This window comes from Cryobacterium sp. CG_9.6 (assembly GCF_029893365.1).
In the GTDB taxonomy this organism is placed as follows: domain Bacteria; phylum Actinomycetota; class Actinomycetes; order Actinomycetales; family Microbacteriaceae; genus Cryobacterium.
In genome coordinates this window covers 1548870-1562041 of sequence record NZ_JARXUZ010000001.1, presented here as the reverse complement: position 1 = coordinate 1562041, position 13172 = coordinate 1548870, and the positions used below count along the sequence as shown (strand labels likewise).

The following is a 13172-nucleotide window of genomic DNA, read 5'->3' as shown; positions in this document are numbered from 1 at the left end:
TTTAACCAGCAATCCGCCAGCCGCGGGCGGCCAGCTCAGTGGTGAGGCGAGAAACGGCCTCGGGAAGAACGGATATTTCAGCAAGTCCTAGTTGAGCACCCGGTGAGTGCTCGAGCCTCAGGTCTTCGACGTTCACGTCGAGGTCACCGATGTCGTTGAGCAGAGCCGCGATCTGTCCGGGGCGGTCGTCCACCATCACGGTCATCGACACGAAACGGCGATCCTGCCCGTGCTTGCCGGGCAGGCGCGCGACTCCGGCGTTACCACCGGCAAGTTCCTCGGCGATGCGACGCTTTGCGCCGGGGGCTGCCGGGTCGGTGAGGGCTCCGATGAACCGGTCCAGGTCTTCCCGGTACGCCACGAGGATCTCGCGAACCGGCGCCGCGTTGGCGCCCAGAATCTGCACCCAGAGGTCCGGGTCGCTCGCGGCCACGCGCGTCACGTCGCGCAGACCCTGGCCGGCGAGATTCAGGGACGAGTTGGCGGCATCCGTCAGTCGCCTGGCCATGAGAGTGGCGATCACCTGCGGTACGTGGGAGACGAGAGCCACCCCGCGGTCGTGCTCCTCGGGGGTCATCTCCACCAGCACGGCGCCGAGGTCGAGAATGAGGTCGTCGATGGCGCCGGCCTGCTGATAGCTGATGTCGTCGTGGGCAGCCACCACCCAGGGACGCCCAATGAACAGGTCGGCACGGCCCGACAGCGGCCCACCCTTTTCCCGACCAGCAAGCGGATGCGAGCCGATGTAGCGGCTGACGTCGGCTCCCCGAGCGCGCAACTCGGCCAGCGGCGCGAGCTTCACGCTCGCCACATCCGTGACGATGGCGCCCGGAAAGTTCGCGAGTTCGCGGGCGACAACCTCGGCGGTCACGTCGGGCGGAACGCACACGACGATGAGCTGCGGGGCATCATCGGCGGCGGCGGCGCGACCGGCGCCGTAGTCGATCGCAATGCTGAGGTGCGTGGGCGATGCGTCGGCCAGAATCACCTCGATGCCGCGATTGCGCAGGCCAAGACCCACGCTGGTGCCGAGCAGGCCAACGCCCACGATGCGCACCGGGCCGACGAGTCGGCTCTCACTGGGCGCGCTCACGCCGGGCCGCGCGTCGCGCTCGGGCGACAAAGCGCGTGCGTCAGTGAGCTCGGTGTCAGTGAGCTCGGTGTCAGCAAGCTCGGCGGGAGTGGGCATTAGCGAGCATCACGACGGTCATCACGCGAATCCCGGCGCTCGTCACGGTCATCGCGCGAATCACGGCGGTCATCACGGTCATCACGGTCATCGCGCTGCTCGGCGGCGGGCTCGTCAACCGAGGGGCGCTTGCTCGGCGCCTGACGCGACACGGTGAGCAGCAGTCCGAGCTCTTCCCGGGTGAGTTCGCGCAGCGCACCCTGGCGCAGCGTGCCGAGGTGCAGGGGGCCAAACTGGCGACGCACCAAGTCGATGACGGGATGACCCACGGCCTCCAGCATCCGTCGCACAATGCGGTTACGCCCCGAGTGCAACCTGACCTCAACGAGACTCACGCCCTCACCGGGAGGGCTCGTGAGGATACGTGCCTTGTCGGCCTTGATGGGGCCGTCTTCCAGCTCGATACCGGTCTGCAGCATGCCGATCGTCTGCGCCGACACCCGGCCCTCAACCTTGGCAATGTAGGTCTTCATCACGCCAAAGGACGGGTGCGCGAGCACGTGTGCCATGTCGCCGTCGTTGGTGAGAATGAGCAGACCACTGGTCTGGGCGTCCAGCCGGCCAACATTGAACAGGCGCTCGTCAAACTGGTCGGTGAATTCGCGCAGGTCGGGGCGGCCGTTTTCGTCCATCATGGACGACACCACACCCACGGGCTTGTTCAGCATGATGTAGCGACGGGTCGTGTCCAGCTGCACGGCCACGTTGTCCACAGCCACCTGGTCGGTGTCCGGGTGCACCCGGCGTCCGAGCTCGGTGACAACCTTGCCGTTCACGCGCACGCGGCCCGACGTGATCAGGTCTTCCGACACGCGGCGCGACGCAACGCCCGCCGCAGCAAGCACCTTCTGCAAGCGGATGCCGTCGGCCGCCGCCTCGGGGTTCGTGCCCGCGTCGGGATTGTTCGTGAATTCAAAGTGGTCATTCGTCATCGCAGATCCTCGAATCCGTCGGAGCCGTCGTCGAGCAACGGCGATATGTGTGGCAACTCGTCGAGCGAGTTGATTCCGAGCTGGGTCAGCAGCAAGTCTGTGGTGGCGTAGTTGATCGCGCCGGTTTCCGCGTCGGTGAACGCTTCGGTGATGAGTCCGCGGCCGAGCAGGGTGCGCACGACGGAGTCAACGTTCACCGCGCGAATCGACGCCACCGCACCGCGCCCGATGGGCTGCTTGTAGGCAATCACCGCGAGGGTCTCGAGCGCCGCTTGCGAGAGGCGACTCGGATTCTGGGTGAGCACAAAGTCGGCCACGAGTGGGTCGTGCACGGCACGCACGTAGATGCGCCACCCGCCGGCCACCTCACGAAGCTCAAAACCGCGCCGCACGGTGTCAAATTTTCCATCGAAATCGTCCACAAGTCGCGAAACGGATGCCGCGACATCCGCTAAGGGTCGACTCACCGCGGTGGCGAGGTGCACGAGGCTCTGCGGTTCATCAGCCACCATGAGGATGGCTTCCAGGTCACGGTCGAGCGCGAACCCGTCCGCGTCGGGAGTTGCAGCAGCCGCAGTGTCGGTGGGTCGCGCCGTGCTCTCGGTCAGCGACTGCGTGTCAGGTGTCATAGTCGGCTCCCAGAGTCAGCAGGTTCTCGTCGGACCAGTTGTCGTCGTTCCAGCGCAGGGTGAGTTCCCCGAGCGGTTCGATCTGGTCGAAGGACAGCGCCCCGTGGCGGTACAGCTCGAGCACCGCGAGAAAGCGCGCGATAACGACGCCCTTCTCGGTGGAACCCACAATGAGCTGGCGAAAGGAGAGCGGGTCCCCCGGTCGGAGCATGGCCACAACGTACGCCGCCTGCTCGCGGATGCTCACCAGTGGCGCGTGCAGGTGGTCCACACCCACGCTGGGTAGCTCGCGTGGTGTCAGGGCGAGGGCTGCGAGAGCACCGAAATCCTGAAGCGAGAGGGTCCACAAAAGTTCCGGAGTCTGCTGACGATACTTCTCCTCGAGCCGCACCGACCGCACGTGCCGGGCCGACTCGGTGTCGAGGTGTTCGCCAAACCAGGTCGACGCCTGCTTGAACGCCCGGTACTGCAACAGTCGAGCGAAGAGCAGGTCGCGCGCTTCGAGCAGTGCCACGTCCTCGGCATCGACCAGTTCTCCCTGCGGCAGCAGGCCGGCCACCTTGAGGTCGAGCAGGGTGGCTGCCACAACCAGAAACTCCGTAGCCTGATCGAGCTCCTCCGGGCCCGTGAGCCCGCGCAGGTAGCCAATGAACTCATCGGTGACCTGACTCAGGGAGATCTCCGTGATGTCGAGTTCGTGGCGCGAGATCAGGTTGAGGAGCAGATCGAATGGGCCCTCGAAGTTGCCGAGGGCGACCGAAAACGCGGGCTTCTCGGCCGCGCTAGGCGACTGCGCCACGCTGAATCAGTTCGCGTGCCACCGACAGGTACGCCTTGGCGGCCGGATGTTCCGGGGCGAATTCGGTGATGGGTATTCCGGCAACGCTGGCGTCGGGGAATTTCACGGTACGGCCCACGACGGTTTCCAGGACACGATCGCCGAACGCATCCACGACACGCTCGAGCACCTCACGCGAGTGCAGGGTTCGGGAATCGAACATGGTGGCCAGGATGCCGTCGAGCTCGATGGCAGGGTTGAGGCGATCACGCACCTTGTCGATGGTTTCAATCAGCAGGGCGACGCCGCGGAGGGCGAAGAACTCGCACTCGAGCGGAATCAGAACACCGTGCGCCGCGGTGAGCGCGTTCACGGTGAGGATCCCGAGGGAAGGCTGGCAATCGATGAGGATCACGTCGTAGTCGGGCGTCACCTTGCGCAGCACGCGCGCCAGAATCTGCTCGCGGGCCACCTCGTTCACGAGGTGCACCTCCGCGGCCGAGAGGTCGATGTTGGCCGGAATGACGTCGAGGCCCTCAACGGATGTGGGCTGGATCGCGTCTTTCGGGTCCACCTTGCTGCTGAGGAGCAGGTCGTAGATGGTGGTGACGTCGTGCGTCGGAACGCCGAGTCCCGCCGACAGGGCGCCTTGCGGGTCGAAGTCGATGGCCAGAACGCGGCGGCCGTAACTGGCCAGGGCGGCACCCAGGTTGATGGTGGTCGTGGTCTTGCCCACGCCGCCCTTCTGGTTGCAGAGCGCGATAATGCGCGCCGGGCCGTGGCTTTTCAGCTCGTCGGGGATGTCAAATTCGTGCTTTTCGCGGCCGGTAGGGCCCACAGGGGTCTCGTCGAATCCGGGTAGCGATACGCGGTCACTCGGTCTACGCGCCACTGATATCCTCGATCCGTCATTTGCCACCTGTCGATTCTACAGATTGCAGGGCCGATGCGTGGGCCGCCGTGCCGAAAGCAGCGTTTCTCGGGTTCGGCGGGCGTTATTCCTGCGGTTGACGCAGGTTCGAGAGTGATCGTGACAGGCACACCACGGCGGCGAAGGCAGCCACGCTGGCCGTTACGACCGTGTACACGTCGAAAGCACCCAGGAACAGCACCACACTCGCGAGCGCCAGAGCCAACGCGCCCACCATCCACATCAAAGCGAATGTCTTGTGGCGGTTACGGGTCGGTTTCTCGGGAGCCATGCTTCTACGGTATCCGGTCGGTGTCGCAACTCTGCACCCGTGGTGCAAACTGACAGGCCCGGTGACGATGATGCTGGCGAGGACGAGCAGACTCCCCGTGTCAGCGCGCGCGTGGGTGGGCGGTCGTGTACATGTCGCGCAGCGTATCGATGGTGATGAGGGTGTAGATCTGCGTCGTCGCCACGGATGAGTGGCCCAGCAGCTCCTGCACCACGCGCACGTCGGCGCCTCCGGCAAGCAGATGCGTGGCAAACGAGTGCCGCAGCGTGTGCGGGGACACCGAGGCGGTGAGGCCCGCCCGCTCGGCGGCCGCGCGAATGATCAACCAGGCGTTCTGACGACTCACGCGCTGTCCGCGCACCCCCAGAAACAGTGCCGGTGTCGCCGTGCCCCGCCCTGACAGCAGGGGTCGAGCGCGCACCAGGTAGGCGGAAATCGCGGCACGGGCGAAGCTTCCCACGGGCACAATGCGCTGTTTATCGCCCTTGCCGGTGAGACGCACCACCTCCTCATCGAGCACCTCCGCGAGCACGTCATCCACGTTGAGACCCACAACCTCGCTCACGCGCGCGCCCGTGGCGTAGAGCAGCTCGAGAAGCGCCTTGTCGCGCAGCTGCAGCACGTCGTCGCCATCCGTTGCCGCAAGCAACGCTGTTACCTGCTCAACCGAAATCGCCTTGGGTAACCGCATGGCCAGCTTGGGCGGCTTGGTTTCGTGGGCCACATCCACGTCGACCAGCGCCTCATCGAGCAGAAACCGGTGCCAGCCGCGCACGGTGGAGAGCACCCGGGCAATGGACGCCGAGGTCAGCGGTGATTCCTCCCGCGTGCCCAGATACCGCACAAAGGCAGAAACGTGTGCCGAGGTGATCTCGGACAACGCCACAACCGGCAGCTGCTCGAGCCACGCAACGTAGAGCGTGAGGTCACGCCGATACGCGGAAACGGTGTTGGCCGCCAGGCCGCGCTCAATCGAGACGTGCCGCAGGTACGCATCCACAGCCGACTCGATCACGCCACTCACTCCGAGTGCTGCCAATTGAGCGGATGTCCCGGCCACGCCGCATCGCCGGCCGCCAGCGAACTCCACCCGCGCGACCGGGACACCTGAGCCGCCAGCACGCCGATCACGAGCGACGGATTCTGCACGCGGCGCGCGAGAACGGCATCGACGCACTCATCGAGCGGAACCCAGCGCAGCTCAATGTCGGCCTCTTCTTCGGTGCGGGCAAAGACTTCGGCGCTAGCCGAGATACCGCGGGCGAGGTAGATGCGGATGGCTTCGCTGCTGCCGCCCGGCGACGTGTAGAAGTCGCTGAGCACGTTCCATTCGTTGGCCACAACATCGGCTTCCTCGGCCAGTTCACGGTGAGCACCCACGAGCGGGTCCTCACCGGCAATGTCCAGCAGCCCGGCGGGGAGCTCCCACTCCCGCATGCGCACCGGGTGCCGGTACTGCTTGATCAGCAGAACGCGGTCGTGCTCATCAAGCGCCAGCACCACGACGGCACCGGTGTGATCCACCAGTTCGCGCACAATGGTACCGCCGTTGTACTCAAACGAGTCCCGGCGAATGCTCCACACCTTGCCGTCGAACACCTGCTCCGATGCGGTCACCGTAAACTGCGCGGTGTCGTCCTGCAGCAGCGTCCCAGAAACCGGCACCGGAGCGTCGGTCATGAGTGGTTCCGTGCCGTTGCAGCGGGCGTCGCGACATCCGCTGCGTCTGCGTCTGCGTCTGCGGTCGATCGCGTGGCCCCAGCACGCGCCGCGGCAGCATCAAGCCACGTGGCGCGCTCGAGAGGAGACGTCCAGGGTGCCGGTCCGTCAAAGGGTGACATGCCCAGCAGGCTACCCGAGAGGTCAGACATCCGCGTCTTCTTTCACCTCGAAGAGGCGGCTCGACTGCTGGCGATCCAGGGCTGCGGCGATGAGGCCACGAAAGAGCGGATGCGCGTGGTTCGGACGCGAGCGCAGCTCCGGGTGGGCCTGAGTTCCCACGTAGAACGGGTGCACGTCGCGGGGAAGCTCCACGTATTCCACGAGCTTGCTGTCGGGAGACACTCCGGAGAACGACAGGCCGGCGAGGGCGATCTGATCGCGGAACGCATTGTTCACCTCATAGCGGTGACGGTGGCGTTCGGAGGCAACGTTGGCGCCGTACAGCTCGGCGACGATCGATCCCTCGGCGAGGTCGGCCGGGTAGAGTCCGAGGCGCATGGTCCCGCCGAGGTCTCCGCCGGCAATGATCTCAATCTGCTCCTCCATGGTGGCAATCACGGGGAACTCGGTTTCGGGGTCGAACTCGCTCGACGAGGCTCCGGGCAGGTCGGCCTTGTCCCTTGCGTATTCGATGACCATGCACTGCAGGCCGAGGCAGAGGCCGAGGGTGGGGATGCCGTTCTCGCGAGCAAATTTGAGGGCGCCCAGTTTGCCCTCAATGCCACGGATGCCGAAGCCACCGGGAACGCAAATACCGTCGAGTTCTCCGAGCAGGCGCGCGGCCCCCTCTTCGGTCTCACAGTCGTCGGACCCGATCCAGACGATCTTCACCTTGGCTTGGTTGGCGAAACCGCCCGCTCGGAGCGCCTCGGTGACCGAGAGGTAGGCATCCGGAAGGTCAATGTACTTGCCGACGAGACCGATGGTGATGTCGTGCTTGGGGTGACGCACGGCTTCGAGCAGGTTTTCCCACCCCGACCAGTCAACGCTATCGGCGGTGAGGCCGAGGGCATTGACGATGTAGCCATCGAGACCCTGGTCGTGCAGCATGGTGGGGATCTCGTAGATGCTCGCCACGTCGACGGCGTTCACGACGGCGTCTTCGTCGACGTCGCACATGAGGGCGATCTTCTTCTTGTTCGACTCCGACACGGGACGGTCGCTGCGCAGAACGAGCGCGTCCGGCTGGATGCCGATGGAACGCAGGGTGGCCACCGAGTGCTGGGTGGGCTTCGTCTTCTGCTCACCGGCGGCGCCGAGGAACGGAACGAGGGACACGTGCACGAAGAACACGTTGTTGCGGCCGAGTTCGTGGCGCACCTGACGTGCGGCCTCGATGAACGGCTGCGATTCGATGTCACCGACGGTGCCACCGATCTCGGTGATGATCACGTCGGGGCGCAGATCGTCACTTGCCTGCAGGCGCATGCGGCGCTTGATCTCGTCGGTGATGTGCGGAATGACCTGCACGGTGTCGCCGAGGTACTCGCCGCGACGTTCCTTGGCGATCACCTGCGAGTACACCTGTCCGGTGGTCACGTTGGCGCTCTGGCCCAGGTTGATGTCGAGGAATCGTTCGTAGTGACCAATGTCGAGGTCGGTTTCGGCACCGTCGTCGGTGACGAACACCTCGCCGTGCTGGAACGGGTTCATCGTTCCCGGGTCCACGTTCAGGTACGGGTCAAGCTTCTGCATAACGACGCGCAGGCCGCGTGCAGTGAGAAGGTTGCCGAGGCTTGCTGCCGTCAGGCCCTTGCCCAGAGAAGAAACAACACCACCGGTCACAAAAATGTGCTTCACAGTTTTGTTGAGGTCGTTGCTGTCTGACATGTCCGCGTTTATATTATCCACCACGGGCTTCAATGCTATCAGGAGATCGGCGCACCCTGTGCGAGCGCCATGAGTTCCCGGGCGTGCTCGAGACCACTCTGCGAGTCGGGGAGGCCCGACAGCAGCCTCGCCATCTCGGCGGCGCGGGCGTCACCGCGCAGCTGGCGCACGCTGCTCGCCGTCACCGACCCGTCGCTGTCTTTCACTACGCTCAAATGGTTGCCGGCAAACGCGGCCACCTGCGCCAGGTGTGTCACCACAATCACCTGGGCGGTTTCGGCCAGGCGGGCGAGACGTCGACCGATCTCAATCGCTGCGGCGCCGCCCACTCCAGCGTCCACCTCATCGAACACGAAGGTGGGAACGGGGTCGGTCGCGTTGATGACCACCTCGATCGCGAGCATGACCCGCGACAGTTCACCCCCCGACGCGCCTCGGCCGAGTGCACGGGGTTCGGCGCCGGCATGCGGCTGCAGCAGGATCTTCACCAGGTCATGACCGCTCGTGCTGAATTCGTCGCGCGCTTCAATCTGCACCAGCAGGCGGGCATCGGGCATCGCCAGCGCGGCGAGCTCCGCGGTCACGAGGGTGCCGAGCGACACTCCGGCAGCCTCACGCAGAGACGTCACCGTGGCGGCCAGGGTCGTCACGAGTTCGAGGTCTGCCTCAGCGTCGGCACCGAGTTGTTCGATCCGTTCGGAGTCGCCATCAAGCTCCAACAAGCGGATGCTTCCACTCCCCAAAAACTCGATCGCCTCCTCGAGCCCACCCGCGTACTTGCGGGCCAAAGCGCCGAGTTCTGCCCGGCGCTCCTGCACGATCTCGAGTTCCCGTGCGCCGTCCACGTCCACGCCCGCGAGGTAGGTGGAGAGTTCCGCAGCGATGTCCGCCATCACAAAGCCGGCATTGGCGAGGGCCGCCACCAGCGGCGGCAGGGCGGCGTCGTGCGTCGCAACCCGGTCGAGGGCGCGGCGTGCGCCCTCGAGGAGACCCACAACATCCGGGGCGTCGTCGGGATTCTCTTCGGACGACAGCAGCTCGCGGGCCTGGGCGGCGGCAAGTCGGAGTTCTTCAAGATTGCCGAGTCGTTCGGCACGTTCGGTGAGTTCCACGTCCTCGCCGGGCTGCGGCGCCACGGTCTCAATGAGCGCGAGGGCCACGCGCAGGTCTTCGGCTTCGCGTTCCCGCAGGTCGTGCTCGGCAGTGAGTCGATCCAGTTCAACCTGGTTGGCCTGCCAGCGGTGAAAGGCGTGCTGGTAGAGGCCGAGAGCCTCGGCCAAGGCGGGTCCGGCAAAACGGTCGAGGGCGTCCCTCTGGGCCACGGCGGAACGCAGGCGCACCTGGTCGGACTGACCGTGCACCACCACAAGGGCGCTGCGCAGGTCGCTCAGAACCCCGGCCGGTGCACCCCGGCCGCCCACAACGGCCCGGCTGCGGCCCTCGGCGGACACCGTGCGGCCCAGAATGAGCTCGGGACCATCGAGGTCTCCCCCGGCTTCACGCACGCGCTCGGCCACGGCACCCGCGGGGTCAATCACCCACCGTCCTTCGACGGAACTCTGCGGCTGACCCTGACGCACGGTTCCGGCATCCGCTCGATCACCGAGGAGGAGGCCCAGGGCGGTGACCACCATGGTTTTACCCGCTCCAGTCTCACCCGTGACAGCGGTGAAACCCGGTCCCAGGGGCAGTGTCGCCTCGGCGATTACGCCCAGGTCGCGAATGACTAGTTCCTCGATCATGCGGGTGCCTCACTCACGCCCGACAGGGCCTCGCCAGCCCGTCACGGGCAGGTTGAACTTATTGACCAGACGGTCGGTGAACACTCCGCTGTGCAGGCGCGCCAAGCGCACCGGCACCGGGGAACGGCGCACAATAACGCGCGCTCCCGGCGGGAGATCAAACGTACGTCGGCCATCGGCACAGAGTACCGCCGATACTCCCGTGCGAGCCAGTACCTCGACGGCCAGCGACGAATCGGGGGCGACAACAAGAGGCCGGGCGAAGAGTGCGTGTGCGCTCAGCGGCACCAGCAGGAGGGCGTCGAGCGTGGGCCACACGACGGGACCGCCCGCCGAGAAGGAGTACGCCGTAGAACCGGTGGGTGTTGACATCACCACACCGTCACAGCCAAACGAGGAGAGCGGCCGGCCATCGACCTCGATGACGACCTCGATCATCCGCTCCCGGCTGGCCTTCTCGACCGTGGCTTCGTTGAGCGCCCAGGTTTCGTACACCACCTCGTCCAGCACCTTGACGCGCACGTTCAGCGTCATGCGCTCTTCCACGGCGTAGTCGCGACTCAGGGCGCGGCGCACCGCGGAACCGAGGTCGTCGCGCTCGCTTTCGGCGAGGAATCCCACGTGCCCGAGGTTGATCCCGAGCAGCGGAACCGAGCATCCGCGCACGAGTTCTGCGGCGCGCAGAATCGTTCCGTCACCGCCGAGCACGATGGCGAGTTCCATGTCACTCGGGTGCACGGTGTCGCCGAGGATTTCGAGATACCCCTCGAGGTCGGGGCAGGCTGCCAGCACATCCAGGCGCTCATTGGCGGCGAGCACGGGGATGGCGCCATCATTGATGAGCTGTCCGGCTACGGTGACCGCGGCCGTGAGAGAGTCGGCGCGACCGGTGTGGGCGACCACAAGAATGTGGCGCAGGGCTTTCGTCATGGTGTCACGCACCGACCAGCGCTTCGATCCGCTCGATCCATTCGGTCGGACTGCTGCCCACGTTCACACTCATCCAGCACAGGTACTCCCGGTTGCCGGCACCACCGGCAATGGGCGAGGCAATGAGTCCGTTGGTGCGCAGACCGAGGTCCCAGCCGGCCCACAACACACCCGCCACCGCGTCCGAGCGCAGGCCCGCGTCGTGCACCACACCTTCGCGAATGCCGCCGCGTCCCACTTCGAACTGCGGCTTGATGAGCAGAACGAAATCCGCGCCATCCGCTGCCGTCGCCAACAGGGCCGGCAGCACGGTCGTGAGCGAAATGAACGAGAGATCGGCAACGACGAGATCCGGGCGAGTGGTAATTCCAGATGCCCCGGCGAGCTTGTCCGGCGTGGCGTAGCGAAGGTTGAACCCCTCCACGAGGGTGAGCTTGGGTTCAGTCTTGAGCTGCGGTGCCAGCTGGCCGTGACCCACGTCAACCGCAATAACCTGTGCGGCACCGCGTTCCAGCACCACCTGGCTGAATCCTCCGGTGGAGGCGCCGGCATCCAGTACCGTGCGTCCCGTCACGGGAATCTCGAACGCGTCCAGGGCGGCGATGAGTTTGTGGGCGCCTCTGCTCACGTAGTGATCCGTCGCCGCAACTTCCAGGACGGACTCGTCGCTGACGCGGTGTGAGGATTTGACCACCGGCACGCCATCAACGGTCACGAGGCCACCGGTGATGAGCTTGGCCGCTACCGTGCGCGAGCGCACCAGACCACGCTCGGTGAGTGCCGCATCGAGGCGCAGCATGACCGGTGGCTCCAGGGCATGCAGGGCGACTTCGGCGAGCTCCTCCTCGGTGAGGTCGGGCTCCTCGAACCCGGCCCGATCGGGCAACACGGGTTCGCTGTTAGCGGCCTCACGTTCTTCGTTCGATCGGTAACCGCTCGTGTCGGTGTTGCTCATTCGTGAAAGTCCTTCGTTGTGGCAATCGCGTCGGCGCCTGCAGGCGCGTCTGCACCCTCGAGGCGAGCCAGCAGCTCCTCGTGCAGCTGCACGAAGGAGGCTGCGCGCGCCTCGAGGGGTTGTTCGTCAATCACGCTGAGGCGAGAACCGAGGGTGGTCCCGTCTGAAGCGTCGGAGTGGGTGGGCTGAGAAGTCACATACCTAGGCTACTGCGCGAGGTAGAGACGCTCGGGAACGTTGAGGCCATAAATTGGGCGCCCCGAGTTCCAGATCACTGCACACGCGGCGCGGAGCAGGTTGATTCCGTTATCCCCGTCCTCGGTGACCACCACATCATTTCCCCGGATGACAACGGTTGCGCCGGCAACGGTGGCCGACGTGCCGTCGTTCGAGAACACCGTTACCGGGTAGGGCTCGTGCAGTTGGCGCAAATCGTCCACGAGAAAGGTCGGCCGGGAATCGGCATCCGCTGCAAGCGCTTGCTTGGCTCGATCAATCCCGGTGAGAACCAGCACGGCCGGGATTCCGGCCCGATTCGCCCCAAGAATGTCGGTGTCCAGCCGGTCACCGATGAAAAGGGCACGCTCAGCGCCGAATCGATTGACGGCCTCCACAAAGATGGCCGCTTCGGGTTTACCCGCCACAACCGGCAGACGTCCCACCGCGGTGTGCACCGCCGAGACGAGGGTGCCATTTCCGGGAGCGATCCCTCGCGCCACGGGGATGGTCCAGTCCGTGTTCGTCGCGATCCACGGAATACCCGCTGTGGGTCCCGTGGGGCTCAGAGCAAAGGCGGCTTCGGCGAGCTGAGCCCAGCCCACATCCGGAGCGAAGCCCTGAATAACAGCGGCGGGGTTGTCGTCCGCGGATCGAGTGACGACGAACCCGGCCTTTTCCACCTCGACGACCAGGCCCTCTCCCCCGATCACCAGGATGCGCGATCCAGCCTCGACCTCCGCGGCCAAAAGGCGCACGGCGGCCTGCGGCGAGGTCACAACATCCGTTGCCTGAACGGTGAGCCCGAGCTCGGTGAGATGATCCGCCACGGACTGATCCGTGCGGGACGCGTTGTTGGTGATGTAGCCCACCCGCATCGTTTCCGCGGCGCGGTTCAGGCTTTCCACGGCAAACGGAATCGCGGCAGGTCCGGCGTACACAACCCCGTCGAGGTCTGCCAGAAGTACGTCTACGCCCTCAAGCGGCGTGACTGCCACCTGCGTCACGGCAGGCGCAGCGAAGCCGGCCAAGCCCACCTCGCTGCTC

The 13172-nt window shown here is 65.6% G+C and carries 15 protein-coding genes; all 15 read right to left on the bottom strand.

Features of this window, described 5'->3' with window-relative positions; genetic code table 11:
• Nucleotide 1 precedes the first annotated feature (1 nt).
• A complete protein-coding gene (locus H4V99_RS07060) occupies nt 2–1189 on the bottom strand; it encodes a prephenate dehydrogenase (RefSeq protein WP_280676787.1) in 1188 nt (395 codons plus the stop codon).
• Nucleotides 1189–2121 (bottom strand): pseudouridine synthase, encoded by a 933-nt coding sequence (locus H4V99_RS07055; RefSeq protein WP_280676785.1) that lies wholly within the window; start codon nt 2119–2121, stop codon nt 1189–1191. The genes H4V99_RS07060 and H4V99_RS07055 overlap by 1 nt, the downstream gene beginning before the upstream one ends.
• The gene (locus tag H4V99_RS07050; protein WP_280676782.1) at nt 2118–2750 is read right to left on the bottom strand and encodes an SMC-Scp complex subunit ScpB; all 633 of its coding nucleotides are present in this window, start codon (nt 2748–2750) and stop codon (nt 2118–2120) included. The genes H4V99_RS07055 and H4V99_RS07050 overlap by 4 nt, the downstream gene beginning before the upstream one ends.
• Entirely contained in the window at nt 2740–3549 is an 810-nt protein-coding gene (locus H4V99_RS07045; RefSeq protein ID WP_280676780.1) for a ScpA family protein, read from the bottom strand. Before H4V99_RS07045 ends, H4V99_RS07050 begins: the two co-directional genes overlap by 11 nt.
• Nucleotides 3533–4420, bottom strand: a complete 888-nt coding sequence (locus H4V99_RS07040) for a ParA family protein (protein WP_280676778.1) — start codon at nt 4418–4420, stop codon at nt 3533–3535. Before H4V99_RS07040 ends, H4V99_RS07045 begins: the two co-directional genes overlap by 17 nt.
• 103 nt (nt 4421–4523) lie before the next feature.
• Nucleotides 4524–4730, bottom strand: a complete 207-nt coding sequence (locus H4V99_RS07035) for a hypothetical protein (RefSeq protein WP_280676776.1) — start codon at nt 4728–4730, stop codon at nt 4524–4526.
• A 100-nt stretch (nt 4731–4830) separates the two neighbouring features.
• Nucleotides 4831–5742 carry a site-specific tyrosine recombinase XerD gene (gene xerD / locus H4V99_RS07030; protein WP_280680009.1) on the bottom strand — a complete coding sequence of 304 codons (912 nt, stop codon included), beginning with the start codon at nt 5740–5742 and terminating at the stop codon, nt 4831–4833.
• Between the two features lie 8 nt (nt 5743–5750).
• Nucleotides 5751–6410 (bottom strand): NUDIX hydrolase, encoded by a 660-nt coding sequence (locus tag H4V99_RS07025; protein ID WP_280676774.1) that lies wholly within the window; start codon nt 6408–6410, stop codon nt 5751–5753.
• Entirely contained in the window at nt 6407–6601 is a 195-nt protein-coding gene (locus H4V99_RS07020) for a hypothetical protein (protein WP_280676772.1), read from the bottom strand. Before H4V99_RS07020 ends, H4V99_RS07025 begins: the two co-directional genes overlap by 4 nt.
• A complete protein-coding gene (locus H4V99_RS07015; RefSeq protein WP_280676770.1) occupies nt 6594–8282 on the bottom strand; it encodes a CTP synthase in 1689 nt (562 codons plus the stop codon). The genes H4V99_RS07020 and H4V99_RS07015 overlap by 8 nt, the downstream gene beginning before the upstream one ends.
• 38 nt (nt 8283–8320) lie before the next feature.
• The gene (gene recN, locus H4V99_RS07010) at nt 8321–10024 is read right to left on the bottom strand and encodes a DNA repair protein RecN (protein ID WP_280676768.1); all 1704 of its coding nucleotides are present in this window, start codon (nt 10022–10024) and stop codon (nt 8321–8323) included.
• A 9-nt stretch (nt 10025–10033) separates the two neighbouring features.
• Complete coding sequence (locus H4V99_RS07005) at nt 10034–10954, bottom strand: NAD kinase (RefSeq protein WP_280676766.1); 921 nt, start codon at nt 10952–10954, stop codon at nt 10034–10036.
• Nucleotides 10955–10958: 4 nt separating this feature from the next.
• Complete coding sequence (locus H4V99_RS07000; protein ID WP_280680007.1) at nt 10959–11753, bottom strand: TlyA family RNA methyltransferase; 795 nt, start codon at nt 11751–11753, stop codon at nt 10959–10961.
• Nucleotides 11754–11905: 152 nt separating this feature from the next.
• A complete protein-coding gene (locus H4V99_RS06995; protein ID WP_280676764.1) occupies nt 11906–12106 on the bottom strand; it encodes a hypothetical protein in 201 nt (66 codons plus the stop codon).
• A gap of 9 nt (nt 12107–12115) precedes the next feature.
• Nucleotides 12116–13132, bottom strand: coding sequence for an HAD-IIA family hydrolase (locus H4V99_RS06990; protein ID WP_280680005.1), 1017 nt, complete (start codon nt 13130–13132; stop codon nt 12116–12118).
• Between the last annotated feature and the right edge of the window lie 40 nt (nt 13133–13172).

Coding starts and splice junctions, on each gene's coding strand:
- H4V99_RS07060 (WP_280676787.1), bottom strand. CDS start 1,189: ATGCCCACTCCCGCCGAGCTTGCTGACACCGAGCTCACTGACACCGAG.
- H4V99_RS07055 (WP_280676785.1), bottom strand. CDS start 2,121: ATGACGAATGACCACTTTGAATTCACGAACAATCCCGACGCGGGCACG.
- H4V99_RS07050 (WP_280676782.1), bottom strand. CDS start 2,750: ATGACACCTGACACGCAGTCGCTGACCGAGAGCACGGCGCGACCCACC.
- H4V99_RS07035 (WP_280676776.1), bottom strand. CDS start 4,730: ATGGCTCCCGAGAAACCGACCCGTAACCGCCACAAGACATTCGCTTTG.
- H4V99_RS07025 (WP_280676774.1), bottom strand. CDS start 6,410: ATGACCGACGCTCCGGTGCCGGTTTCTGGGACGCTGCTGCAGGACGAC.
- H4V99_RS07020 (WP_280676772.1), bottom strand. CDS start 6,601: ATGTCTGACCTCTCGGGTAGCCTGCTGGGCATGTCACCCTTTGACGGA.
- H4V99_RS07015 (WP_280676770.1), bottom strand. CDS start 8,282: ATGTCAGACAGCAACGACCTCAACAAAACTGTGAAGCACATTTTTGTG.
- recN (WP_280676768.1), bottom strand. CDS start 10,024: ATGATCGAGGAACTAGTCATTCGCGACCTGGGCGTAATCGCCGAGGCG.
- H4V99_RS07005 (WP_280676766.1), bottom strand. CDS start 10,954: ATGACGAAAGCCCTGCGCCACATTCTTGTGGTCGCCCACACCGGTCGC.
- H4V99_RS07000 (WP_280680007.1), bottom strand. CDS start 11,753: ATGCTGCGCCTCGATGCGGCACTCACCGAGCGTGGTCTGGTGCGCTCG.